The 22,638-nt window shown below is 66.9% G+C and carries 27 protein-coding genes; 24 read left to right on the top strand and 3 right to left on the bottom strand.

Features of this window, described 5'->3' with window-relative positions; genetic code table 11:
- Positions 1 to 1,262: hypothetical protein (locus tag D7Y15_RS44910; RefSeq protein WP_158629167.1), on the top strand; the 1,262-nt coding region annotated here is incomplete at its 5' end.
- A gap of 331 nt (positions 1,263 to 1,593) precedes the next feature.
- Here D7Y15_RS44910 and D7Y15_RS33175 read toward each other — a convergent pair.
- Entirely contained in the window at positions 1,594 to 2,496 is a 903-nt protein-coding gene (locus tag D7Y15_RS33175) for a hypothetical protein (RefSeq protein ID WP_121755103.1), read from the bottom strand.
- A 341-nt stretch (positions 2,497 to 2,837) separates the two neighbouring features.
- Here D7Y15_RS33175 and D7Y15_RS33170 point away from each other — a divergent pair, with 341 nt between their 5' ends.
- The 5 genes from D7Y15_RS33170 to D7Y15_RS33150 all read left to right on the top strand — a co-directional run bounded on the left by D7Y15_RS33170 (position 2,838) and on the right by D7Y15_RS33150 (position 7,516).
- Positions 2,838 to 3,770, top strand: coding sequence for a hypothetical protein (locus tag D7Y15_RS33170; protein WP_233605186.1), 933 nt, complete (start codon positions 2,838 to 2,840; stop codon positions 3,768 to 3,770).
- Positions 3,771 to 4,181: 411 nt separating this feature from the next.
- Positions 4,182 to 4,382 (top strand): hypothetical protein, encoded by a 201-nt coding sequence (locus D7Y15_RS46040; protein ID WP_233605185.1) that lies wholly within the window; start codon positions 4,182 to 4,184, stop codon positions 4,380 to 4,382.
- A complete protein-coding gene (locus D7Y15_RS33160; protein ID WP_233605184.1) occupies positions 4,379 to 6,178 on the top strand; it encodes a phage portal protein in 1,800 nt (599 codons plus the stop codon). The genes D7Y15_RS46040 and D7Y15_RS33160 overlap by 4 nt, the downstream gene beginning before the upstream one ends.
- Positions 6,175 to 6,456 (top strand): hypothetical protein, encoded by a 282-nt coding sequence (locus tag D7Y15_RS33155; RefSeq protein ID WP_121755100.1) that lies wholly within the window; start codon positions 6,175 to 6,177, stop codon positions 6,454 to 6,456. Before D7Y15_RS33160 ends, D7Y15_RS33155 begins: the two co-directional genes overlap by 4 nt.
- Positions 6,437 to 7,516, top strand: coding sequence for a head morphogenesis protein (locus tag D7Y15_RS33150; protein ID WP_121755099.1), 1,080 nt, complete (start codon positions 6,437 to 6,439; stop codon positions 7,514 to 7,516). Before D7Y15_RS33155 ends, D7Y15_RS33150 begins: the two co-directional genes overlap by 20 nt.
- 11 nt (positions 7,517 to 7,527) lie before the next feature.
- Here the strand turns inward: D7Y15_RS33150 and D7Y15_RS33145 are convergent, their stop codons facing one another.
- Positions 7,528 to 8,574, bottom strand: coding sequence for a phospholipase D-like domain-containing protein (locus D7Y15_RS33145; protein WP_148712930.1), 1,047 nt, complete (start codon positions 8,572 to 8,574; stop codon positions 7,528 to 7,530).
- A 317-nt stretch (positions 8,575 to 8,891) separates the two neighbouring features.
- Between D7Y15_RS33145 and D7Y15_RS33140 the strand changes: the two genes are divergently transcribed.
- The 16 genes from D7Y15_RS33140 to D7Y15_RS33070 all read left to right on the top strand — a co-directional run bounded on the left by D7Y15_RS33140 (position 8,892) and on the right by D7Y15_RS33070 (position 19,072).
- Entirely contained in the window at positions 8,892 to 9,077 is a 186-nt protein-coding gene (locus D7Y15_RS33140) for a hypothetical protein (RefSeq protein ID WP_121755097.1), read from the top strand.
- Complete coding sequence (locus tag D7Y15_RS33135) at positions 9,070 to 10,422, top strand: XkdF-like putative serine protease domain-containing protein (protein WP_121755096.1); 1,353 nt, start codon at positions 9,070 to 9,072, stop codon at positions 10,420 to 10,422. Before D7Y15_RS33140 ends, D7Y15_RS33135 begins: the two co-directional genes overlap by 8 nt.
- Complete coding sequence (locus D7Y15_RS33130) at positions 10,419 to 11,090, top strand: hypothetical protein (RefSeq protein ID WP_121755095.1); 672 nt, start codon at positions 10,419 to 10,421, stop codon at positions 11,088 to 11,090. Before D7Y15_RS33135 ends, D7Y15_RS33130 begins: the two co-directional genes overlap by 4 nt.
- Before the next feature lie 44 nt (positions 11,091 to 11,134).
- Complete coding sequence (locus D7Y15_RS33125; protein ID WP_121755094.1) at positions 11,135 to 11,746, top strand: phage major capsid protein; 612 nt, start codon at positions 11,135 to 11,137, stop codon at positions 11,744 to 11,746.
- A gap of 101 nt (positions 11,747 to 11,847) precedes the next feature.
- Positions 11,848 to 12,075 carry a hypothetical protein gene (locus D7Y15_RS33120; protein ID WP_121755093.1) on the top strand — a complete coding sequence of 76 codons (228 nt, stop codon included), beginning with the start codon at positions 11,848 to 11,850 and terminating at the stop codon, positions 12,073 to 12,075.
- 8 nt (positions 12,076 to 12,083) lie between these two features.
- Positions 12,084 to 12,461, top strand: a complete 378-nt coding sequence (locus D7Y15_RS33115; protein ID WP_121755092.1) for a hypothetical protein — start codon at positions 12,084 to 12,086, stop codon at positions 12,459 to 12,461.
- Between the two features lies 1 nt (position 12,462).
- Entirely contained in the window at positions 12,463 to 13,101 is a 639-nt protein-coding gene (locus D7Y15_RS33110; protein ID WP_121755091.1) for a hypothetical protein, read from the top strand.
- Positions 13,101 to 13,625 (top strand): hypothetical protein, encoded by a 525-nt coding sequence (locus D7Y15_RS33105; RefSeq protein WP_121755090.1) that lies wholly within the window; start codon positions 13,101 to 13,103, stop codon positions 13,623 to 13,625. The genes D7Y15_RS33110 and D7Y15_RS33105 overlap by 1 nt, the downstream gene beginning before the upstream one ends.
- The gene (locus D7Y15_RS33100; protein ID WP_121755089.1) at positions 13,622 to 13,915 is read left to right on the top strand and encodes a hypothetical protein; all 294 of its coding nucleotides are present in this window, start codon (positions 13,622 to 13,624) and stop codon (positions 13,913 to 13,915) included. Before D7Y15_RS33105 ends, D7Y15_RS33100 begins: the two co-directional genes overlap by 4 nt.
- The gene (locus tag D7Y15_RS33095; RefSeq protein ID WP_121755088.1) at positions 13,912 to 14,556 is read left to right on the top strand and encodes a hypothetical protein; all 645 of its coding nucleotides are present in this window, start codon (positions 13,912 to 13,914) and stop codon (positions 14,554 to 14,556) included. The genes D7Y15_RS33100 and D7Y15_RS33095 overlap by 4 nt, the downstream gene beginning before the upstream one ends.
- Positions 14,557 to 14,563: 7 nt before the next feature.
- Positions 14,564 to 15,160 (top strand): hypothetical protein, encoded by a 597-nt coding sequence (locus D7Y15_RS33090; RefSeq protein WP_121755087.1) that lies wholly within the window; start codon positions 14,564 to 14,566, stop codon positions 15,158 to 15,160.
- On the top strand, positions 15,160 to 16,062 hold the full coding sequence (locus D7Y15_RS33085) for an IPT/TIG domain-containing protein (protein WP_121755086.1): 903 nt from the start codon (positions 15,160 to 15,162) through the stop codon (positions 16,060 to 16,062). The genes D7Y15_RS33090 and D7Y15_RS33085 overlap by 1 nt, the downstream gene beginning before the upstream one ends.
- Positions 16,059 to 16,388, top strand: a complete 330-nt coding sequence (locus D7Y15_RS44905; RefSeq protein ID WP_158629166.1) for a hypothetical protein — start codon at positions 16,059 to 16,061, stop codon at positions 16,386 to 16,388. Before D7Y15_RS33085 ends, D7Y15_RS44905 begins: the two co-directional genes overlap by 4 nt.
- The gene (locus D7Y15_RS33080) at positions 16,385 to 17,920 is read left to right on the top strand and encodes a phage tail sheath protein (RefSeq protein WP_158629165.1); all 1,536 of its coding nucleotides are present in this window, start codon (positions 16,385 to 16,387) and stop codon (positions 17,918 to 17,920) included. The genes D7Y15_RS44905 and D7Y15_RS33080 overlap by 4 nt, the downstream gene beginning before the upstream one ends.
- Positions 17,811 to 18,602, top strand: coding sequence for a phage tail sheath family protein (locus D7Y15_RS33075; RefSeq protein ID WP_233605187.1), 792 nt, complete (start codon positions 17,811 to 17,813; stop codon positions 18,600 to 18,602). Before D7Y15_RS33080 ends, D7Y15_RS33075 begins: the two co-directional genes overlap by 110 nt.
- A gap of 11 nt (positions 18,603 to 18,613) precedes the next feature.
- Complete coding sequence (locus D7Y15_RS33070) at positions 18,614 to 19,072, top strand: phage tail protein (protein ID WP_121755084.1); 459 nt, start codon at positions 18,614 to 18,616, stop codon at positions 19,070 to 19,072.
- Positions 19,073 to 19,075: 3 nt separating this feature from the next.
- Here the strand turns inward: D7Y15_RS33070 and D7Y15_RS44385 are convergent, their stop codons facing one another.
- Positions 19,076 to 19,666: a hypothetical protein gene (locus D7Y15_RS44385; RefSeq protein ID WP_148712929.1), complete on the bottom strand. Its 591-nt coding sequence runs from the start codon at positions 19,664 to 19,666 to the stop codon at positions 19,076 to 19,078.
- A 340-nt stretch (positions 19,667 to 20,006) separates the two neighbouring features.
- Between D7Y15_RS44385 and D7Y15_RS33065 the strand changes: the two genes are divergently transcribed.
- Both D7Y15_RS33065 and D7Y15_RS33055 read left to right on the top strand, forming a co-directional pair.
- Entirely contained in the window at positions 20,007 to 20,729 is a 723-nt protein-coding gene (locus D7Y15_RS33065; RefSeq protein WP_233605183.1) for a hypothetical protein, read from the top strand.
- A gap of 191 nt (positions 20,730 to 20,920) precedes the next feature.
- A partial coding sequence (locus D7Y15_RS33055) for a phage tail tape measure protein (protein ID WP_121755082.1) occupies positions 20,921 to 22,638 on the top strand: 1,718 nt, incomplete at its 3' end.

The raw sequence follows: 22,638 nt of genomic DNA, 5'->3' as shown, positions 1-22,638 counted from the left end.
CCCCTGCCCCCAAGGATGAAGGAGGCGCAAAAAAGGGGTTCGAGTTTGCCGACAATATCGACGCAGCAATCTCTGGGGGCGCCAAGTTTTTCTTCAATCTGCTTCGGACATTTTACGCACTAACAGTCCGGCGGCGGGAGTTTTTGAGAGTCTTTATTGCCGACGCACCACACACTTCCGAATTCGTGAGACCTGCCACGTTCCTGGCCTTGGCAGCGCTTCCCGGAAGCATCTTTCTCCAAGCCGTTGTTTTGGCTGGAAAACGCGATGCACTCACCTACACCGGGGTGTCGACAAGCATGGCACAGCTTTTGTCGCAGGAGCTGACTGCGGCACGAGTCATAGCGGTCTCTATTCCAATCGTGGCGGTCACGTACATCTGCGGCCTACTCCTCGCGGCGGTCTTCAAGACCAAGCCAGACCAAGACGTCAAATCCAAACTAACGGGCGCCAGTTGCTATGCATTCGGGTATGCACTCGTGTGGCTCGCAATGGCCAACATATTGCCTCTAGTGCTCCGCAGCATACTCCCTTTGGAGGAGACATTTCCGGGACTGCTCATTAAGCACCCGCTACCCCTCTGGGCACGCCTCATTGGCATGCCGCTTGGCCTGTTTGGCCTCTGGTCTGTCGGGCGTATTCTTGTGCTGGCAGTCGTCGAATTACGCAACAACGTATTAAGCAAAGGAAATCGCACTGCCATCCACTTGGTCGGCTATGCTGGAATTTATGCCGCAGCCGCAGCGACATGGCTATCAACCGCCATCGACATGCGTGCCCTCATCGATGCCGACACAGGCCCGCACGCCCCGGACCATACGAATATTTTTTGTCGAGGTCGATCACTGGATGTCAGCAGCGATGGGCGGCTGCAATGGGTGTTTACCATAGAAAACACCTCGGACGAGCCGCTTTTCTTGACGCGCAAGGCGCCGAAGATCGTGCTTCGACACGAGGCCGAGCATGCGACTCCCCCAATCAGCGGTGCGCGGATCGCAAGCTGGGAGGCGGGCGAAGCAGACGTACTTAAAGTAGCGCCTAAGGAACGCGCATGGGCGGTAGTTGTTGCGGAGATACCTACAGAAACAGTTGGTTACATCCGTGAACAGCAGAAAATTCCCGGGGGTGGCAAGATGTTTCACGTGGACTATATTGCTTTTAACGCTGTGATTCACTCGAACTATGTGTGTAATGCCCAGTACGCCTTTTTCCCCAAGATCGAAAAGCCGAGTTTGCTCGTCACTCATGACGCTGAGCAGTAGGTGCGAAAATCCGGAGAGAAGAAGCTGACAGCAGGCTTCAGAACCCGCCTTGCCAACGAACAGCCTCCATGCCGTCCCCTCCAAGAACGACTCAGGATACTAAGGGGCTATCCCTAATCTCCGGCCTGATTCTCCAACTGCTGCAGTTCCTCGTGGCCTACGCTGCCTTCCGCCCCCATACCTAGCCCGACTGAACCGTAACGGTCCACGGAGGGCAGCCCACGCATGGACTGCTACCCTCTGGCCCGAGACGCGGCATCTGGCCACGCTGCTCCGCCCCTCGCTCGATAGCCCCGTAAACAGGGGCGCGGCAGCACCAACCTCCAAGGGCTCAGCGCCTCGCTGCTGTTCGCGCCTTGACCTTCAGCCAAGCCTGCCGCCGGTAGGGGTACGTTGAGCAGATACGGCGCCACGTCCACACCTCGCTCCGCGTCCACCAGTCCGCAGGCGGCTGGAGGCCGACGTCCCGCAGGTTGCCGAGACCACGGTAGCCGACACCGTCGAGCCCGAAGCCAGCGTTGGACTCCAGCACCAGCACCTTGTCCGACTCAGCGTGGTGATCCACGAAGAGGAAGGTGTGCCCGGAGCCCCACTGGCTGCGCCACCCCTGGATGAGTGTCCAGGGGTGGGGAGGCACGTCCGCCGACGGCGCCAGCAGGGCCATGCCGGACTCGACGGCCGCCGTCACGGGCGAGAAGTAGTCCTCCGTGGAGGCGATCATCATCTGCCGGTGGCGACGCATGTCCCACGAGAAGGCCGCGCCGTGCGCCTCGGAGAAGGCCTTCACCAACAAGCCCTCGACGAAGGTGCAGCAGTTGTTCAACCGAGGCGGCGCAAGCTGGACGCGAACGCCCGGCAGCGCCCACGGGTAGTACGCCCGGCTCCCGTCATACCTGTAGTCGAGGAACGCCCCCAGGAGCGTGGTGAGCCGCTCCTCCAAGACGGCGAGCGGCTCGCTGTCGAACAACAGCCGGGCCATGGCGGGCGAGCGCTCCTGGGAGACGAGCGTCGCGTAGCGCTGGGTGCGCCAGCGCGTGCATACCCAGGTGTCGAGCCAGCGCAACTGCGGCACCAGCAACCGGACGTAGTCGGTGTCGGGCGTGGGGTGGCGAGCCTTCTCCTCGATCACGAGGTAGTCGCCCGCTTCGACGTAGCCTTCGGGCTGCGTGCTCGTGTCCGGCTGCGCGAAGCCGCGCAGGCGCGCGGGCAGTTTCGCGACACGGTAGGTGTCCATGGTGTCTCCTCCACGTTGAAGAGGGGCTCCAACGTGTTCGCCATGGACGAAGAGACAGAGCCGGTCCTGCCATGGAGAGGCAGATTCGGGCGACCGGCTCTTGGTGAGGACGCAGCGCGCGTCAGGGCGTCCAGTCCGCGTCGGGGAGCCTCATCGTCGTCGGCGCGCTACGCACGGCAGTGGACGCAGAACTCCAATCCCTCATAGCCGGCCTGGCGGAGGGATGCGCGGGTACTCCACGTCCGTCACGAAGCAGCCGTGGGAAGCGCCCCCAGGCCAAGTTGTTTGTGGGCATCAGCATTCTGGCGCTTAATTGGCTTACGTGAGGAGGCGTGCCACGAGTGAGCCCCAAGCCTAGCGAGCTGTTCCACTACACAGGTCCCGATCTAGAGGAACCGGGTTACACCACCTACAAACACCTGCGTGACGACTGCGAACTTGACTGCGAGTACCTCGAAGAGTGCTGGACCAAGTTCAAGCAACTAGGATTGGCGGACCCTGACTTCCTGGCGAGATTCCCCGCGGAGTGCCCAGAACGAATCTGGGAAATGCGGCTTGCCTGCATACTGGCCGGCTGGGGCATCGACTTGGTTCCGTCCCCGCGACGAGGTGCTGGGATGGATTATGGCATCCGACTCAAAGAAGGACGTACCGTTTGGGTCGAAGCAACCGCACCTCGGAGCGGAGAGGGAGCCGACCAAGTATGGGCGCCCAACGACACGCTTCTGTTTGGAGCCGAGATCGAACGGACCACCGGCCTTCGTTATCTGAACTCGATAGCCAAGAAGCGCGAGCAGTTTGAGCGAGCCATCCAGGCCCAACTGGTGGCCCCGAACGATGGCCTCATTATCGCCATCAGTGGGGTGCAGATTCCACTGACAGACCATCAGACGCCAGGAGAAGCACCGTTGATCGTAAAGGTGCTATTCGGGCTGGGCGATTCGCCGTTCCTCGTTGACCTTCACTCTGGTCGGTCAAGACGAGGGCCACCGATGCCTCGCCCCTCGTTCCGTAAGAGCCGTGGAAGCAACGTGCCTTCACGGCTCTTCCTCACGCCAGACGCAGGTGAAGTCACCGGCGTTCTATTCGATCCATACGGCCCCAAGAATCGGCCTGAAACTCGTGGCTGTGTGGCCGGACACGACTTCATCTTCGTCCATAATCCGCACGCGCGTGTCCCCCTCAACATCGGGCAGTTTGGCGAAGGGCAAGAGTTCTTCATCCGCCTCGACAGCATCCAGCAATGCGCCCGTGCCGAGAAGGAGCCGACGTAGCAGCGAGCAACTCCATTTGGCCTGCAGCGCCCTGAAGCATCATTCCCTACGGATGGTGCTTCTGCGGAGATTCCGCCGCTCAACAGGGGCAGCAGACTCCAGCAGCCAGTCACGGAGTGAGCACTGCTGTCCAGCACCTGGCGCTGGTCGTGCGAGCTTACGAGCAGCGATCTACGACATCCCCGCCACCGTAATCGCCCCTGGCTGCCGCGCACGGCCACAATCCAGATCCTGAAGAAGGACAATTAGTCCCGCCGTTTTGTCCATCCCAGGGACGCACCGATGTCCCCGAAATGGGGCCACAGGCCTTTGTCCTCGTTGGAGGTGAGGCGCGCGGCCCCCAACGCCCTCGCACATCGAGGGCGCCCCTCCCACCGCGCGCCTTGCCTCCACTTGGTCCGGGAGGCCCGTGTGCAGAGCGTCGTCAGAGTCTTCGTCCTCGCCTCCCCCTCGGGCGCGCCACACCCCGGGCCGGAGTTCACCGTCGAGGCCTCCACCCACGACAGACTGCTGGAGGCGCTCCACGCCGAGCTGGCGGCACGCGGCCAGCGCGTGCGCGCCGTCTCTCACACTCCCACGGGCCTCCTGGCTTACGTGGAGGACCGTCCGTGACGGTGCCTGCGGAAGTCCACCAGGCCGAGGAGCGCCTCCAGTCCATCCTGAAGGCGGTGGTGGTGGGCGCCCGCGTCGACGAGCCCGCCAGCCGCCCCGGAGGCGAGGACACCTTGGCCTTCAGCGAGGCCGGTGCGCTCACGCCTCCCTATGAGCCGGAGGCCCTCTGCCTCCTCGTCGAGCACTCCAATTCGCTGCGGCAGAACGTCGACGCGTATGCGACGAACATCGACGGCTTCGGGTACCGCTTCGAGCCCGCAATCGACTTCGACGCCGACGGCGCCCGGGAGAAGGTGGCGGACGCCATGGCCCTGGAGCGCCTGGCTGCGCGTGACGCGGGCACACTGCCCTCGGGGACGCCCCCGCTTCCCACGGACGAGGAAGTCACCGCCCATGCCGAGGCAGTGCGTCAGCAGGCCCGGGTGGAGAAGGCCCGCCTGGAATCCTTCTTCGACTTCTGTTGCTTCGACGGCAGCTTCGTCGAGCTGCGCCGCCGCACCCGCCATGACTTGGAGGTGACGGGCAACGCCTACTGGGAGGTGCTGCGCGACGGGAAGGGCGACATCGCCCGCTTCGTCTACGTGCCCTCGTACACGGTGCGGCTCCTCCCTCTCGACAAGGAGGCCGTCGAGGTGCGCGAGCGCGTCCGCATCTCCGCCGTCAGCTTCGACACGGTGAGCACCCGTCGGCGCCTGCGCCGCTACATCCAGGTGCAGGGCAGCGAGCGGGTGTACTTCAAGTCCTTCGGGGATTCGCGCGTCATCTCCCGACTCACCGGCCGCGCCTTCGCGGATGTCACCGCCCTCAAGGCCGCGGACGCCTCCGACGGTCCCGCCACGGAGCTCATCCACTTCGCGATCCACTCGCCGCGCTCTCCCTACGGCATTCCGCGCTGGGTGGGCACCCTGCTGTCCGTCCTCGGCTCCCGGCAGATGGAGGAGGTCAACTACCTCTACTTCAACAACAAATCCGTCCCGCCCCTGGCCCTCCTCGTCTCCGGCGGAAGGCTTTCCGACGCATCCGTGCCGCGCATCGAGCGCTTCATTGAGGAGAACCTCAAGGGGAAGGCGAACTTCCACAAAATCCTCATCCTCGAGGCGGACGGTGCCGGCACCGGCGACGGAGGCCGCGCGAAAATTGAGCTGCGCCCCCTGACGGACGCCCAGCAGCAGGACGCTCTCTTCCAGCAGTACGACCAGCGAAACATCGACAAGGTGGGCAGCGCCTTCCGCCTGCCGCCACTGCTGCGCGGAGACGGCCGGGACTTCAACCGCTCGGTGGCCGAGGCCCAGTTGCGCTTCGCTGAGGACCAGGTCTTCCAGCCCGAGCGCGACGAGTTCGACTTCCTCCTCAACCGCAAGGTGCTCGCGGACATGGGCGTGCGCTTCTGGCGCTTCCGCAGCCAGACGACAGCCACCCGAGACCCGGAGCGCATGACGGAGATGGTGGAGCGCCTGGTCCGCGTGGGTGTGCTGACTCCCGAGGAGGGCCGCCACCTGGCTGGCGACATCTTCCACCGCGAGTTCCGCAAGATTGCGGACGACTGGGTGAAGCGCCCTATCACCCTCACGCTGGCGGGCATTCAGACGGGCGTCGAAGACTTGAAGCCCCAGAAGGACAAGGGCTCACTGCTGGGCGAGGCGAAACGCCTCTTGGGGCTGAGAGAAGAGCTTCGGGCCGAGGAGGAGCGCCTGGCCCAAGGACGCCTGGTGCTGGCCCGCCGGTACATGGACACCGAGCACGTCCCCGTCCCCCGCGAGGAGTTCGACACCTGGTTCTCGGGGCAACCCACATGACGCCTGAGCAGCTTCAGCGCGCGTGGGTACTCCAGGCCCAGGCCGACGCCGAGCGCGGTGTCATTGAGTGCCGCATGTGCCACAGGCGTGGCCCGCTGGAGGAGACGACGACGCTCTGGCGCAACGGCATCCTCGTCTTCGCCTTGTGTGACAGGTGCGCGGCCAGCCATGACGTCGTCTTCTCCCCCACTCCGGCAGGAGTCGAAGTGCGCGCCAGGCGCCGCAGCTCCGTGGAGCTGGTGACGCAGGAGGCCCCCCATGTGCACGGCCCCCGCTGACGGCCTCCTCCTCCTGCACGAGGCAAGTGAGGTGGCGGACGCCCTGCTGGGGGACGTCCTCCGGCTGCCGGTGGCCAAGGCCCTCGACGTCGGCACCGCCGCCGGTATGGACCGCGCCGTGGCCCTGCTTGCCGCGCGCCTCCGCCGCGCCGTCGGGCGCGCGGACGTGGACGCCATGCGAGAGGCGGTGGCCGTCCTCGACGTGGACTGGCGGACAACGACGGCCGCCCAGCGCAGGCGCCTCGTCGCCCAGTCCCTGGAGGCCGCAGGCCGGCGGACGGCCGTCATCCCCTCCCGCATCCAGGCGCCCCTCGGCGACGCAGCCGACGAGGTGGTGGCGTCCACGCGCAGCTACGCCCGGCGAGAGCAGGGCCTCGCCCTCGCCGCCCGCTTCAACGCCATGGACAGGCGCGTTGCCCAACACATCGTCCGGACCCAGGGCAACTTCGTCCGGGACGAGTACGGGCGCCGGCTGGACGCCTTCGGATCAGAGGCCCGACGCCTCGTGGCCGAGGGACTGGAGGCGGGCCTGGGGCGAAGCGACATCGCCGAGTCGTTGGAGCGGGCCGCGCGCGGCTCGCTCATCGAGCAGGCCCCCTTCTATTGGGAGGTGGTGGCAAGCCACTTCATCGGGCAGGGACGCTCCTTCGCCCAATTGAGCAGCTATGCCGAGGCCGGCATCCGCCGCTACCGCATCGAGGCTGTCCTCGACGAGGCCACCACCCAGGTGTGCCGCTTCCTCCATGGGAGGACATTCTCCGTGGACGAGGCCCTCCAGCGCTTCGAGCGCCTGGAGTCCCTTGAGCGCCCGGAGGATGTGAAGCAGGAGCTGCCCTGGGTGAGGGAGCGCCTCGACGCGGACACGGGGCGCGCGCTCCTCTACGTCAACCGAGGAGGCCAGGAGACGCGCCTAGCCGAAGTGCTCCGCTCCGCGGCTGGCACCCGCGACGACGTCGGCGAGTTCCGCTCGCTCGCTTCGGACAGGCAGTTGGCGGAGGTGGGCGTGGGCTTGCCGCCGTACCACGGCCTTTGCCGCACCACGACACTCGCGGTTGTGTGAGGCGTGTGCGCCTACGTCCGGGTGTTGTCGACTGGGTGCTGGAGCTGACGAAGCTGTGTCAGCAGCTTGCGCTTGATCTTCTCAAGTGCATCGACCACGCGTCGGAGATCCTTCAGGGCTTCAGCCCGTAGCTCCTCCCACTGCTCCTCGGCCACCCGCACTCCTTCTTCATGCCACCACTCCAGATTTTCCTCCTCCGAGCAGTTCTCAACGATGTGTTGATTGATAGCGCCGTCGAAGGAAAATCCGATGCAGGCTTGGATTTTTCCATACGAGTACTCAAGGTTGCCGAGCACGTCACCGATTTCGTCGAGCGAAGTCGCCTCACGGATTACCGCCTGAAGGGGCTCGGCCCAAGCTGGATCGCGCGCGTCATCCAAGACGGCTTCGGCGCGATGCGCGAGATCAAGAAGGCGCTGCACCGCCTTCGTGAACTCGTCCTGAGCATGGGCGGAGTCCGAGTCGTGAACTGCGTCGTAGATGCTCTCGAACTGCAGCTCCTCTACGAGCCAGTCCTCGAGGCTCGCAGCAACTGCTGTCGCAAGGGTAGGGTGAAGGAGCGCGTCCGCTTTCAGGAGGTCCCACGACTTCTCGCGAAGCTCGGCGAGCACGTCTTCGTCCTCCAGGATCACACCCGCTTCGACGTTGGAGGCGCTTTCGTCGCTGAAGTTCGACGAACCGACGTAGCCAATGTCGTCGACGACGTAAATCTTCGCGTGGTTCCTGCGCGTAAAGTAGATCTCGACACCGCGGCGCGTCGCCAGCGTGTTGAGTCTATCGATGGAACTCTTGATGGCTTCACGCGCCTTCAACTTCGGCCCATCCCGCCAATACGACGCCCACCAGTTTGGGATGTTCGTGACCAGCCTGAGGGACTCGAGCTGGGTCGCGCCCTCTAGCGCAGTAAGGAGCGGGCCGCCCGCCTTTGGCAGATTGTAGGTGACGATGAAGGCAGTGCTTGCCGTTGGCAGACGGTCGTAGACCTCCTGAGGACCGTGTTCGTCTTTCGTGATGACGAGCTTAGCTCCTTCAGACAGCTCGATTTCGTTCTTGGGCATCGACTGGTGCACTCCGCGTCAGGCGGACGCTTGGCTCCGCTCTTGTGCATCACGGTACTGGGCCGTTCTCTCCCGTGTCGATCCCAAGTACGTCCCCGCTGCGTGCGGGCGACAGCTTTGCCTCCAACGACAACGACGCATGCATGAGGTTGCAAAGCTGAGCAAGCCCGAGAGAACTGCCCCGACCGGTGGAAGCGTAGGTGGGGGTGGTCTTCCCGCCGTACCACGGCCTCTGCCGTACCACGACGCTCGCCGTCACTTAGTGATGTCCCCGATTTCGCGCCGCGGGCCTTTGTCTCTTTCGGAGACGAACCGCGATGCAGGCCACCTCGACACCTACCCCCACCTCACCTCCGACTCCGGAGGCCAACACGACGACGCCGGAGTCGACGTCCACGGCCAAGGCCGATGGGACGCCCGTCGTCTGGCCCCGCGACCTCAACCTCCCCACCTCGGGAGAGCTGGCATGGGGCTTCGACCCGGAGGGACTCCGCGATGGGTAACGCCCTCACGAAAGCCCTCGCCCGGGCCCGTCACGTCCTGGAGTCCCTCCAGAGCAGTGAGCCGGTGGAGAAGACCATCTGGGGCTCCCCCGCTGGCAAGAAGCGCCTGGCGAAGCGCCTGGTGGCAATGCTGCCCGCGCACAAGACGTACGTGGAGCCCTTCGCCGGCAGCGCCGCCGTCCTCTTCGAGAAGACCCCCTCGGACGTCGAGGCCATCAACGACGCGGACACCGAAATCGCCGACGCCTACCGCCTCCTCCAGAAGCTGACACCCGCGAACCTGGCCAAGCTGAAGAAGCTGCCGTGGGTGGGCGACGAGAAGACGTTCAAGAGCCTCTTCGACGCCAAGCCCAAGGGCGACGTGGAGCGCCTGCACCGCTTCCTCTACCTGACGCACTTCAGTTACGGAAAGCTGCGCGGGCGCAGCTTCAGCCCCAACGGCGCGGGGGTCGAGGCGAAGACGCTCTCCCGCATCGAGCAGTTCGTCCCGCGCCTCAAGCGCGTGAAGGTGTACGGCGGCGACTACGAGAAGGTGGTCCGCAAGTACGACGGGAAGGACACCGTCCTCTTCTTGGACCCGCCCTACCCTGGCTACAACGTCGACGTCGGTGAGGGTGACTTCGACGAGGAGCGCTTCTACGGCGTCCTCAAGTCGCTCAGGGGCCGCTGGCTCCTGACGTATGGCATCCGGGGCAAGCTGCCCGGGCTGCTGAAGGACTCCGGCTTCCTCGTGAAGCGGATCCGCACCCCTCGCACCATTGCCGCCATGCGCGGCGTGGGCGGCTCCTCCGTGCTGACGCAGCTCCTCGTCTCCAACTACCAACCCGCCGCGAAGGCGCTGGAAGGTGACGGCCACTTCGCAGTGGACGACTGGAAGCCGGAGGAGCCGCTCGGCACCGCCCCCTTTGTCACCACGGCGTCCCTCCTCAAGGGCGTCGCGCCCGACGACGAGCGGTATGTCCTGGGTGTCGTCCTGGAGCCGGAGACGGTGGACGCCCAAGGCGACATTTACTCCGCCGCGGAGATTCGCCAGGCGGCGCACCGCTTCATGGAGGAGTTCGGCGGACTCGGCCTCATGCACCAACTGCGCGTCAACGGGCAGGTGAAGGTGCTGGAGAGCTACCTGGCCCCCGTCGACTTCAACCTGGGCGAGGTGCAGGTGCGCAAGGGCACCTGGCTTCTCGCCGTGCGCGTCCTCTCCGACGAGCTCTGGGGCCGCGTGAAGGATGGCCAGCTGACGGGCTTCTCCATTGGCGGCACCGCACGCCGCCTCCCCGAGGCTTCGGCCGCCGAGACGCCTCCTTCCGGTACCCCTTCCGCTGAGTCCCAGCCGGAGGCCGCATGACGAGCACCACCCAAGGCCCCGCGTCCGTCCACCGCCTCGTCGACATGGTGGTGGAGGAGGTGTCCCTCGTGGACAGGGCCGCCAACAAGCACCGCTTCCTCCTCGTGAAGAGAGACGACATGCACGACGCTCCCCAGGACACCGCGCAGGCCGAGGGTGCCACCAGCACCACCTCGGACACCTCCAAGGCCGAGGACGCAGTCCTCGCCTCTGCGCAACAGGCCCTCGAAGCGGTGACAGCCCTCGTCGAGGCGCTGACCTCCACGGACGGCATCGACGGCGTGCGCGTGGTGGAGGTGGCCCAGCACCTGCGCGCGCTGGCCGACGCGCTGGAGGACGAGGACGAGGACGACGTCGAGGCGCGCGCCAAGGCCACCAACCCTGCGCCTCCTCCACAGCCAGCTCCGCCCGCTCCGGGCCCCGCGTCCTCCGGCGTCATGGACGGTCTGACGAAGCTCACCGACGCTGTCCGCGCGCTGGAGGGCTCCGTGAAGGAGCAGCACCAACGCCTGGGCCGCGTGGAGAAGCAGTTCGGCCTGCCCAACAGCAGCGCCCCCGCGGAGCGCCCGCCCAAGCCCTCCGCCGAGGACGTCGGCTGGCCCCTCGACATGAACAAGCCCCTCAACCGGGAGAGCGTCGACAAGGCCCTCTCCTTCCACGACGTCTGACGTCCCCACCCGCCCCAGGAAGCCTCAACGCCCAAGGAATCCCCATGAGTCGTCTCGACAACCGCACCCTCTTGGAGAAGGCCGACCTGGCCCTCGCCGACCTCACTGCGGGCGGCGGCATCCTCCAGCCCGCCCAGGCGCAGAAGTTCATGCGCCTCCTCATCAAGCAGTCGGTGCTCCTGCAGCAATGCACCGTCGTCCCCATGGCGGCCCCCAAGCAGCAGTTCAGCAAGCTGAAGTTCGGCAGCCGCATCCTCCGCCCCGGCCAGGAGGCGACCGCCATCCCCGCGGCCCAGCGCGTGAAGCCCGACCTCTCGCAGGTGGAGCTCGACGCGAAGCTCTTCAAGGGCGAGGTGCGCCTCTCCGATGAAGTGCTGGAGGACTCCATCGAGCGCGGAGAATTGCGCCAAACCCTCATGGAGATGATGGCGGATGCCATCAGCCGCGACATGGAGGAGATCCTCGTCAACGGGGACACGGCCTCGGCGGACCCCTTCCTCGCCACGTTGGACGGCGTGCTGAAGCAGGCCACCAGCAACGTCGTGGACGCGGCCGGCGCCCCCATCTCCAAGGAGGTCCTGGGCGACCTGCTCAAGTCGCTGCCCTCGGAGCACCTGCGCGACAAGAGCAGCATGGGGTTCCTCTTACCAGCGTAGACGCGGACCTGGACTACCGCAGCACGCTGGCGGAGAGGGCCACGGCTGTCGGCGACAAGTTCCTCGAGGGCGACGCGCCGGTCCTCTACTCGGGCGTCCCGGTGCGGCCCATCCCGTTGTGGCCGGAGAACCTCGGCGCGACGAATGACCGCACGGCCATCCTCCTGTGCAACCCGAAGAACATCCACGTCGGCATCTGGCGACAGATTCGTATCGAGTCGGCGCGCGACATCTCCGAGGGGACGCTGAAGGTGGTGGCCACGCTGCGCTTCGACGCGAAGTTCGCGGAAGAAGCGGGCACGGCCAAGGCCATCAACGTGCAGCTGTGAGGCCCACCATGGACAACACCTATCTCGTCCGACTCAAGGCCTACGACGCGCGCCGAGGCCACGTGCTGCGGCGCTACACGTATGCCGGCATCAAGTTCCAGGAGGAGCGCGGCTGGTACCGGGTGGAGAAGCCAGTGGCGGACTACCTGCGCTCCGTGCACCAGTTGCCCGGCGACACCTACTCGCCGCTCGCCTTTGACGTGTGCACGGAGGCCGAGGCGAAGTCCCTCGACGCCACCGAGGCTGACGAAGCCAAGGTGAAGCGCAGCGCCAGCGACGAGCTGAAGCTGAGTCCAGCGCGGCCCGCCGGCACGCTGACGACGGAGGACCTCCCGAAGGCCAGCGAGGAGAAGGACTCACGCCGCGGCAAGCGGGAGAAGGACTGACGTGTACGCCACGGTGGCCGACATGCGCGCCGAGGGCGTCACTGCGGCCATGGCGGGAGACACCCGCCTGGCCGTCCTCCTCGACGAGGCGACGCACACCATCGACAAGGTGACGGGGTGGTACTTCGAGCCGCGCTCGGCGACGTTGCACCTCGACGGGCGTGGCACCCCTTCCCTCTGGCTGCCGGTGCCCTCCATCCGCCTCTACCGCCTGGCCCTCTACGGGGCGGACGTGACCTTCTCGCGGGAGCACCTGGTGGTGGTGGGTGCCCCTGTGGGGCCAGGCTTCGACGGGCCCCGCATCACCTTCCGGCATGGCCGTGTCTTCCCGCGTGGCGAGGGCAACGTCACCGTGGGCGCGCGGTGGGGCTACACCGAAGCGGACGGGACGCCCGAGGGGCGCACGCCGCCCGCCATCCGTCGGGCCTGCATGCTCCTCGTCCTGCGCAGCCTCTCGCCGCTGGCGGACGAGGCTTCCCTGGAGGAGCGCACGCGCTGGCGCGTGGTGGAAGAGAGGACGCGCGAGCAGAGCTACCGCCTCGACAGTGTCCGCCCCGCGGTGCGACCTCTCACCGGAGAGCCGGAGGTGGACACCCTCCTCTCCCCCTACGTGAAGCCCTCCTTGCCCGGGGCGGCCTGATGAGGGGCAGGCTCATCTTCCCCTTCCTGGCCGAGTTGCACCGCTTGGACACCACCGCCATGGAGGGGCCCGGCCCGGGCCTCCATGCCAGCGGGTACGACGCGGACTTCCGCGAGCCGGTACTGGTGGACTCGGACGACGACGGCCTGGCCGAAGCCTTCCGTCGCGAATTCCCGCCCATGCGTGTCCCCTGCCAGGTGGAGCCGGATGCCTTTGAGTCATTGCGCATGACTCCTTCCGGCAACAGCCCCCGGACGAGCTTCGAACTCGTCTTCCACTTCCGCGACTTGGAGCGCCTCGGCCTCGTCGACGCGTCCACGGGCGACGCCCTCATCCGCCCCAGCGACAGGCTGGGCGCCCTCTACGACGTCGCGGGCACCCTCGTGCAGGCCGTGAGGACGCCTCCCGGGCTCTACGTGACGGAGGCGCGCCCCACGGGCTTCGGACTCCACCGCCGGAGGCCTCGCCGCAACCTCCTTCTCGTCACCTTCAACGACAGGCCCCAAGCCCGAGGACTCACGTGAAAGCACTGCTACTCGCCCCACTTCTCGCCACCGCCCTGCTCACCCGCTGCCGCGCGCCGGACGGGTGCGCGCCGGTGTCCACGCGCTGCGCCGGCAACGTCGCCGAAATCTGCAACGGCGACGGCAACTGGCAGGTGCTGGCCGACTGCGACGCCGTCAGCGAGAACAGCAGCGCATCCTTCAGCTGCGCCTACGTCAACGAGGAGGGCATCGCGGGCCACACCTGCCTGCCCACCACCATGGACGCGGGCGCCGCCGACGTCGGCGCCACGGAAGGCGGTGTCCTGTGAAGGGCTACCTCCAGTCCCTGCCTGGCGTGGGCGCTCTCTTCCAGCGCGGCGAGATTCAACCCGCTGAGGTGTGGGCCTTCTACCAGCACATGCAGTCGCGCCTGCGCACCAAGACGGCCAACAAGGCCGACTCCCTTGAAATGCAGCTGGCGGCCGAGGCGCTGCAGCGCATGAGCATCCTCGACAGGCAGCGCTTCCTGGAGAAGTACGCCACCACCGTGGGCCGCACCCTCTACCTGCCCTTCGAGGTGGGCGTGCCGAAGGGGAGCTGGGACTTGTGGGCCCAGGTGGTGGTGTGCGTCCACGAGCACCAGCACGTCGTCCAGCACGACGAGGAGGGCCCCAGCTACGAACTGGCCTACCTCACCAGCACCTCCGCTCGCGCCCGCTACGAGGCAGAGGCATACACCTGCAACCTGGAGCTGCACTACTGGCGCTACGGCACCCTGCCCGCCGTGAGGCCCATCGCCGAGGGCCTCAAGCACTACGGCTGCCGGCCGGAGGACGTGGAGGTCGCCGCCCACACCCTGGCCCTCACCTCGGTGTCCGTCCGCCACGGCGCGGTGGTGAGTGAGGCCACGCACGTGGCCCTCGAGTGGCTCAACTCGCACGTCCCCCACCTACGGGCCAAGCAGGGCTGAGGTGTCTATGGCGGTCTCTCGCACCGGAGACTGGGCACGGGCCCGCCAACTGCTGGCGGCGGGCTCGTCGCGCCTTGAGGGGGCGATGCAGGCGGCCCTGCGTCAGGAGGCACACGCCCTGCGCAAGGAGGTGGTGCAGGGCCTCACCCAGCAGGCGCCGGGTGGAGAGTCGCTCCGCCCCCCCTCGCCCCTCACGCTGGCGGCGCGCCAGCTCGCGGGCTTCAGCGGGACGAAGGCCCTCCTCGTCTCTGGTGTGCTGCGCAATTCCATCTCCGTCGTCGTGGAGGGCGACGAGGCCTTCATTGGAGTGCCCCGCTTGGCGAAGAGTCCCGACGGAGAGTCCCTCGTCGACGTGGCGCAGCTGCAGGAGTACGGAGGTCCGCCCGTCGTCATCCCCATGACGCCGAAGATGCGGCGCTTCCTCTTCGCGCTACTGCGCCAGGCCGGCCAGGCGCGCACTGGCGGCAGTGGGCGCGGCGTCATTGTGACTCAGACGCCCGCGCGCCCCTTCCTCCGGCCGGCCTTCGCACGGTTTCGCCAGGGCGCCAGCCGCCGCTTTCTTGCGCGCGTGGCGAAGGAGCTGGGCCTCGGAGGGCCCGGGTAATGGCCATCCCCGCCCTCACCTCCGTGACGCCCTCTTCGGGGCCCACCAGCGGCGGAGACATTCTCCGCCTCGCTGGTACTGGCTTCGCCGCGCGGGTGGCCGTGCGCCTGGGCGGGCTGCGCGCGGAGGTGCTCTCTGTCCGTGAAGAGGCAGGCACCCACTTCGCGGACGTGCGGACGCCGGCCCATGAGGTGGGCACCGTCGACGCGGAGCTGCACAACCTCTCCGCGGACGGACGCCCCATTCCAGGAGAGGCCGCTGTCCTTCCGGGGGCGTACCGCTACCTGCGCCCGCGCGTCGCGAAGGAAGCGGACCTCACCCGCCTCGTGCGCACCCTGCTGCGTGAGTTGAAGCGGCAGGTGGTGGCCAACGTCAGCGCCAGCGTCTCCGTCGACTACGACGACACGGTGGCCGACGGCCTCAACGTCATCGCCATGGCCGCGTTGCCCTCCGTGGTGCTGTCAGGCCCCACGCTGCGCGAGAGTCGTCGCTATTCCGCCAACGTCTTGCACGAGGACGTCGTGCAGGGCCCCTCCGGCGCGGAGCTGGTGCGCAGGCACCCCGCGTACACGGTGGACCTGGCCTTCACCCTTACGGTGGCCTCCGAGCGCACCGCCGAGCTCTTCAATCTCATGGCCGCCGTGGCCACCTTCCTCAACCGCAACCGCTGGCTGGCCATGCCGAGGGACGCAGAGGACGCCTCGCGCGGCACCGTGCGCTGGGAGATGGACGCGGACGGCGAGGTGCGCACGCAGCTCGGCAGCCGCGACGACGTGCGTGCCTTCACGTGGGGCCTGGTGGTGCGCGGCTTCGACGTGGACGAGGGACTGCCCCTCGACATCGGCAAGGCCGTCGCCAGCACTCACCTCGAAACAGACTCCCTCTCCGGAGGCACCTCATGAGCGTCACCCTCACCAATGCCCTGGGCAGGCTCGTCACATTCCTGCTGCCCCACGAGTCGTACTGCGCGGCGCGCGGCGCGTGCGCCTGCGGCGTGCAGCCTGGCCGTGGTGGCCGGCGCCTGCCCTCGTCGCTCACCCTGGCCACGGGCGTGACTCTGGAGGACGTGCCCGAGGCGGCCCTCTCCGTGCCCGCTGTGGCCGCTGCCATCCGCCAGGGCGAAGTCACCCTGAAGCGGCAGGCCCCCACAGCCCCGCTGTCGTCGCTCCCCTCTACCGCGCCGGAAGCGTCGCCGCGCGCGTCCCGGAAGAAGCGAGGTGCCTCGTGAGTCGTGAGCTGCTGTCGTCGAAAGTCGTGTTTGAGGAGGAGGAGCCGCGCGTCCGCGGCATTCCTTCCGCGCCCACCTCCGTGGCCGGCGCTGTCGGCCTAGCGGAGCGCGGCCCCATCGGCCAGGCGGTGCTGTGCACCTCCATGGAGGACTACCAGGCCACCTTCGGCGGCTTCACACCAGACTCCGACCTGGCCCTCGCCGCCATGGGCTTCTTCGAGAATGGCGGCAGTCACCTCTGGGTGGTGCGCACCGTCCACTACGAGGACGCCTCCAACCCCGAGTCGCACACGGCCACGCGCGCGGCGGCGGCCCTCACCACGGGCGGAGGGCCCACGCCCGCTGTCGTGCGCGGCACGCTGCGACCGCCCTTCACGCTGGCCGACGGGCAACGTCTGGAGGTGTCCGCCAACGGCGCCGCGGCGGTAGACGTCGTCTTCTCCGGTGCCGCGGCTTCCGTCGTCGCTGGCCGACCTGGGCCCTACTCCCTCACCACCGGGCAGTCGCTCCGCGTGCGCGTCGACGACGGCCGGGACGTCTTCATCGCCTTCAACGAGGGGGACTTCGAAGACATCACCCAGGCCACCGCTCAGGAGGTGGCCGCCGTCCTCAACGCGAACATCGTCGGCGGGCAAGCCACCGTGGCGGATGGTGTGCTGAGGATTGCCAGTGACACCCAGGGCGCCTCCAGCCGTCTGGAGGTGGGCGACGAAATCGCAGGCACCGTCTTCGGCTTCCCCGGCGGCCCGCAGGTGGGCAGTGGCAACGTCCAGAGTCTGCGCGCCGTCGAGCTGGCCGAGGTGCGCGCCCTCGTGGAGGCGGCGGTGGCGGGTGTCCGCGTGGCGCCGTCCTCCCTGGGGACGCTGCAGCTGCGCACCCAGTCCACGGGGTCTGGCGCCTCCTTGCGTGTGCAGGGCGACGCGGGCTCCGGCCTCGGCATGGACGCGCTGCCGCACACGGGCGACGCCTCCGGCGCCACCGACGTCATCCACCTGGAGGCCAAGGACGCGGGCGCATATGCCAACCGCATCGAGGTGGAGGTGCGTCCCTCCACCAACGGTGCCCCCAACACCTTCGACGTCCTCGTCCTCGAGGACGGAGCCTACCGCGAGTCCTTCCCCAACCTCTCCTCGTCCAAGGACGACGCACGCTACATCGAGCGCATCGTCAATGACGAGCGCACAGGCTCCACCTACGTCCAGGCCTTCATGGTGCAACCGGACGCGATTCCGGACGTGCAGACGGTGGCCCTCTCGGCCGGCGCGGACGGCCTCGTCGGCCTGGACGACACCGACTTCATCGGCTCCGAGGCCGGCCGGAGCGGCCTTTTACGCGCTCGACGAAGTGCAGGACCTCTCCCTCCTCCTGGTGCCCGGGCGCGCCACGCCCGCCGTCCACAACGCCATGGTGCGCTACTGCGAGGTGGCGCGCGATGGCCTCGTCTTCGCCGTCCTCGACTCTCCCGCGGGATACAGCGCGACGGCCATCGTCTCCTACGTTTCGCAGGAGGCCGCCCTCGAAGGGCTCTCTGAGCACGCGGCCCTCTACTGGCCCTGCGTCAAGGTGCTCAACCCCGCCCGCGGCGTCTACGGCAACGTAGAGCAGCTCGTCGTCCCGCCCTCCGGCATCATCGCCGGCGTCTTCGCGCGCAACGACGGCGCGCGCCCCGGCGGCGTGTACGACGCGCCCGCGGGCATCGAGGCCGGGCGCATGTTCGGCGTCCTCGGTTTCGAGACCAAGGAGGTCCTCGAAGAGAAGAAGCGGGACATCGTCTACCCTCGCCGCATCAATCCCCTCACCACGGGGCCCGGCCTGCCGCGCTTCATTGACGGCTCGCGCACGCTGAAGGCCAGCGGCAACTTCCCCTACGTCGCCGAGCGCAGGGGCGTGTCCTTCATTGAGCGCAGTCTCAAGACGGGGCTGCAGTTTGCGCGGCACCGCAACAACACGGAGGGACTGCGCGCCCAGGTGCGACGCTCCATTGCGGCCTTCCTCCTCGCCCAGATGAAGAATGGCGCATTCCGCAGCCAGGAGCCCGCCAAGGCCTTCTTCGTCGACGTCTCTGACGCCCTCAACCCACCGTCCGTCGTCTTCGCCGGCAAGCTGGTGGCCCGCATTGGGCTCGCCACCAACAAGCCCGCCGAGTTCATCGTCCTGCGCATCGCCCAAGACACCCGCGCCCTCGAAGCCGAGTTGGCTTCGGCGGGCCTGTAAGGAGACTGGCCATGGCCATCATCGGACAGCCGCGCAGCTTCCATAAGCGCTTCAAGTTCCTCGTCGAAATCGACGACATCGGCCACGCGGGCTTCCAGAAATGCTCTGAACTGTCCGTCGAGGTCGCCAACATCCAGTACTTCGAGGGCGGCAGCCTCATCCCCAACAAGTCCCCCGGGCGCCTCACGTTCTCCGACGTCACCTTGGAGAGAGGCGCCACGCAGGACCACCAGCTCTTCGACTGGTTCCAGGACGTCGTCCACATGTCCAGCGGACTGGGCCTGCCGGACGGCCTCTACAAGCGCAACTCAGACATCGTCCAGCAGGATCGGGACGGCACCACGCTGCGCCGGTGGAGCCTCTCCCGTGCATGGCCGGTGAAGTTCGTCGCGGGCGAGTGGGACAACGAGAGTGACGAGAACGTCATCGAGTCCGTCACCCTAACCTACGACTTCTTCGGACTCACCTAACTATCATTTCGGACGCGCAAGACGTCCCTTACGCGTCGCCCGCTTGGCCTTGTCTGCAACGACGGACAGAAGGTCCCGTCCATCAGAGAGAATCACATATCGAGTCTCAACAAACGAAGCGTGATTAAAAACGGACGGCACCAGGCGTCCGACCAACAAGCGAAAGCGCATCCCGAAGATGCAGAATTGATAGAGGTGCGACGTATCTTCGCGCTGAACTTCAGGCATGACAACAACGCGATCTATACGAGGCAGATTGGCGGGCCGAATGAACTCAACCAGCAGTCTGGCCTCTTTGGGAAACGGCGCCTTGCCAAGCAGATAATCACGGAATTTAGATTCATACTTCGAGCCAAGCGAGATTTTCGAATAGAGCGTGCTGACACTGGCCCGCCACACAATACTTGCGGCAAAGTAGGCGATGGCTTCGCAATCTAGCGCACTCGCGTTTCCAAGCTCCCAGTCCGGATCAAGCCCCATGGGGATCAAGACCGTATCCCCATATGCGGGAAACGAACCGTCAGACTGAAGACTCACAGAGCTGACATAGTCCTCAGCCTTCCCGATGCGTTCTTCGCACTCACGACACAGCATGTACTCCGCGTCTTGCTGAGGTGTCGCGATTGCAACCTGGTTCTCCACACGAACTGGGCTTGCAGGGGCACCAGGCAAGCCAGCATCGATCAGGCGCCTGTAGACCCACCTTGGGATTATGTGGCTCCACTGCAGAACAGATGGTGTACCACAGAGTTTACAGGGCGCCGTCGGAGGCGGATTTCGAGAAGCCATAATTGCCATCCTCGCACGGCCCCCATGCACCGTGCGCGCCTTCCGATGTCCCCGATTTGGCGCCCGAAGCCTTTGTCCTTCCCGGAGGAAGAACATGGCGGACATCATCTCATGCCCCAGTGGGCTGACAGGCCGGATTCGCGGCATGCGAGTGCGAGAGGAGCGCGTCCTCGCGGACAGGAAGCTGGCGAAGAGCGGCGGCCAGGTGGATGAGCTGCTCTCCGCGTGTTGGGAAGAGCTGCTGGAGGCGGGCCCCTACGCCTTCGCCGATGGGCAGGTGGACTGGGGCCGGGTGCTGCAGGGGGACCGCTTCTACGCGCTCCTCCAGGTGCGTGTCGTCACCTACGGCCCCGAGTACGTCTTCGCCGTCCCCTGTCAGAATGCAGCCTGTAGGGCACGCATCGACTGGGAGCTGGACTTGACGCAGCTGCCGGTGCGCGCCCTCTCGGACACGAGCCGCGCGGCCTTCATGGCTGGCAACCGCTTCGAGACGACGCTGCCGGACGCCGGCACGCGCGTGCGCTTCAAGCTGCTGACGGGGGAGGACGAGCGACGGCTGCCGCAGTTGCAGCGCGCCGCGCCGGAGAAGCTGCTGTCCTCCGTCCTCGCCTACCGGGTGCTGGACGTCGACGGCGTGGACGCGCGCGACAAGCGCCGCTTCCTTGAGGACCTCACGCTGCGCGATGCCGACTTCCTCGTCGACGAGTTTGACGCCGTCGACTGCGGCGTGGACACGACGCTCGAAGTTGAGTGCCCAGAGTGCTTCCTGCGGCAGGAGGTGGAGCTCCCTTTCGACCGGGGCTTCTTCCTTCCGGGGCAAGCCCGGACAGCGAGGCGCCGGGAGCGCTCCACCTCTTTCCCGACGTAACGCTGGAGAAGTGGCGCGAGGGCCTCTTCCAACTGTGCTGGCACCAGCACGGCGGCAGCGGCCTCGCAGCTCCCCTCGGTGATGCGCTGGAGCTGCCCACCTCGGACAGGGATTGGCTGCTCGATCGCATGGGCCAGCAGCGCGCCCAGGAGGCCAAGGCGCTGGAGAAGGCCGCGAAGCGGAGGTAGCGCATGCTCAACAACCTCGGCTTGGGCTTCGTCTTCACGGCACGGGACTTGGCCTCCGCCACCTTTCAGGGGGTGGAGCGCAACTTCATGTCCCTCGACAGGCGCGTGGGGTTGGGCACCGCGCGCATCGAAGGGGCCTTCCAGCGCCTCGGCGTCGCCATGGCCCTCTTCACGGCGGGCGCCGTCACCATCGGCGCGGCGCTGTCCCTGGCTAACACCGCCGGCCAATTCGAACAGGCCGTGGCGGGCGTGGCTGCCGTCTCCGGCGCCTCGGCCGAGGTGCTTGGACAGCTACGCGACGCTGCAATCCAGGCAAGTCTCGCTACGCAGTTCACCCCCACCGAGTCCGTGCTGGGCCTGCGCGAGCTCACCCAGGCCGGCTTTAGCGCCGCTGAGTCCATGGAGCTACTGCTGCCGGTGTTGGACCTGGCGGGCGGCTCGTTGGGAGAGCTGACGCCCCAGGGCGCAGCGGGCCTCGCGTCGCAGGCGATGAAGGCCTTCGGCATCTCCACCGACAAGGCCGCCATCTCCGTCGACCAGATGCTCCAGGCCGTCAACGTCTTCGCGCTCAGCGCGAATGAGTTGCCCCTGGCCCTCGGCACCGCCGCGCGTGGTGCGCAAGCCCTCAACCAGTCCCTGCCCGAGACACTCATCGCCCTCGGCCTCGTGAAGAACGTCGTCCCCGGCGTGGAGCGCGCCTCCACCGCCGTGGCCGTGGCCATGGAGCGCATGGCGGATCCACAGGTGCAGAAGCACCTGCGCGGGCTGGGCGTCGCCGTCACCGACTCCGAAGGCAACTTCCTCAGTTTCCTAGACATTCTCGACAAGCTGTCGCCCGCCCTTGAGCGCATGACGACAGCGCAGCGCTCCGCCTTCCTGCTGAAGGCCTTCGGCCGCGAGGCGCTCGGTGGTGTGAATGCCATCCTCACGCAGTTCTCCAACGGCATCCGCAAGGACACCGGCGAAGTCGTCCGCGGCGCAGCGGCCCTCAAGCACCTGCGCGATGAGTTTGAGAATGCGGGCGGCACGGCCAAGGCGTTCCGCGAGCAGATGCTGGACACCTTCGAGGGCCAGAAGACGTTGCTGGCCGGCAACCTGGAGACGCTGGCCATCGTCCTCGGGGAACCCTTCTCCCAAGTCTTGAAGCCCCTCGTCACCCTCGTCGCCAGCGCGGTGCAGCAGGTGCTGGGTGTCTTCCAGGCGTTGCCCGGCCCGGTGAAGCGCGCCTTCGCAGCCTTCACGCTCGGAGCTGGTGGCCTGATTACCCTCGTCGGCGCCGTCATCGCCGCGAAGGTGGGCCTGGCGCTGATGGTGGTGGGCCTCAAGGTGCTGGGCCTCACACTGGGCGGGCTCCTGGCCACGGTGCTTCCGGCCGTGGGCGCTGTCGTCCTCCTGGGTGTAGCCGTGGCCGGCCTCGCCTATGCCTTCCGTCACAACCTCGGAGGCCTGGGCGATTTCGCGCGGCGTGTGCAGGAGCAGGTGACGCTCGCCTTCCGCGGCCTCGTCCAGCTCTTCGAGGACGGTGGCTTTTCCGGCGCGGTGCGGGAGGAGCTGGGCCGAGCCGAGAACGCCGGCCTGAAGGACTTCCTCATCAACCTCTACCTGTGGGGACATCGCCTCCACAGCTTCTTCTCCGGCATCGCCGACGGCTTCTCCGCTGGTCTGGAGGCCGCGCGCCCCACCATCGACGCCTTCCAGGCGACCCTGGGGCGGGTGGGCGA

The sequence above is a fragment of the Corallococcus sp. AB030 genome (genome assembly GCF_003668965.1).
Lineage (GTDB): Bacteria > Myxococcota > Myxococcia > Myxococcales > Myxococcaceae > Corallococcus > Corallococcus exiguus.
The sequence above is the reverse complement of the archived record's forward strand: the minus strand, read 5'-3'. Positions and strand labels throughout refer to the sequence as shown.

What these genes read in the sequence shown, in the direction of transcription:
- D7Y15_RS33175 (WP_121755103.1), bottom strand. Translation starts at nt 2,496, where the DNA reads ATGGACACCTACCGTGTCGCGAAACTGCCCGCGCGCCTGCGCGGCTTC.
- D7Y15_RS33155 (WP_121755100.1), top strand. Translation starts at nt 6,175, where the DNA reads ATGACGCCTGAGCAGCTTCAGCGCGCGTGGGTACTCCAGGCCCAGGCC.
- D7Y15_RS33150 (WP_121755099.1), top strand. Translation starts at nt 6,437, where the DNA reads ATGTGCACGGCCCCCGCTGACGGCCTCCTCCTCCTGCACGAGGCAAGT.
- D7Y15_RS33145 (WP_148712930.1), bottom strand. Translation starts at nt 8,574, where the DNA reads ATGCCCAAGAACGAAATCGAGCTGTCTGAAGGAGCTAAGCTCGTCATC.
- D7Y15_RS33140 (WP_121755097.1), top strand. Translation starts at nt 8,892, where the DNA reads ATGCAGGCCACCTCGACACCTACCCCCACCTCACCTCCGACTCCGGAG.
- D7Y15_RS33135 (WP_121755096.1), top strand. Translation starts at nt 9,070, where the DNA reads ATGGGTAACGCCCTCACGAAAGCCCTCGCCCGGGCCCGTCACGTCCTG.
- D7Y15_RS33130 (WP_121755095.1), top strand. Translation starts at nt 10,419, where the DNA reads ATGACGAGCACCACCCAAGGCCCCGCGTCCGTCCACCGCCTCGTCGAC.
- D7Y15_RS33125 (WP_121755094.1), top strand. Translation starts at nt 11,135, where the DNA reads ATGAGTCGTCTCGACAACCGCACCCTCTTGGAGAAGGCCGACCTGGCC.
- D7Y15_RS33115 (WP_121755092.1), top strand. Translation starts at nt 12,084, where the DNA reads ATGGACAACACCTATCTCGTCCGACTCAAGGCCTACGACGCGCGCCGA.
- D7Y15_RS33105 (WP_121755090.1), top strand. Translation starts at nt 13,101, where the DNA reads ATGAGGGGCAGGCTCATCTTCCCCTTCCTGGCCGAGTTGCACCGCTTG.
- D7Y15_RS33090 (WP_121755087.1), top strand. Translation starts at nt 14,564, where the DNA reads ATGGCGGTCTCTCGCACCGGAGACTGGGCACGGGCCCGCCAACTGCTG.
- D7Y15_RS33085 (WP_121755086.1), top strand. Translation starts at nt 15,160, where the DNA reads ATGGCCATCCCCGCCCTCACCTCCGTGACGCCCTCTTCGGGGCCCACC.
- D7Y15_RS44905 (WP_158629166.1), top strand. Translation starts at nt 16,059, where the DNA reads ATGAGCGTCACCCTCACCAATGCCCTGGGCAGGCTCGTCACATTCCTG.
- D7Y15_RS33070 (WP_121755084.1), top strand. Translation starts at nt 18,614, where the DNA reads ATGGCCATCATCGGACAGCCGCGCAGCTTCCATAAGCGCTTCAAGTTC.
- D7Y15_RS44385 (WP_148712929.1), bottom strand. Translation starts at nt 19,666, where the DNA reads ATGCTGTGTCGTGAGTGCGAAGAACGCATCGGGAAGGCTGAGGACTAT.
- D7Y15_RS33065 (WP_233605183.1), top strand. Translation starts at nt 20,007, where the DNA reads ATGCGAGTGCGAGAGGAGCGCGTCCTCGCGGACAGGAAGCTGGCGAAG.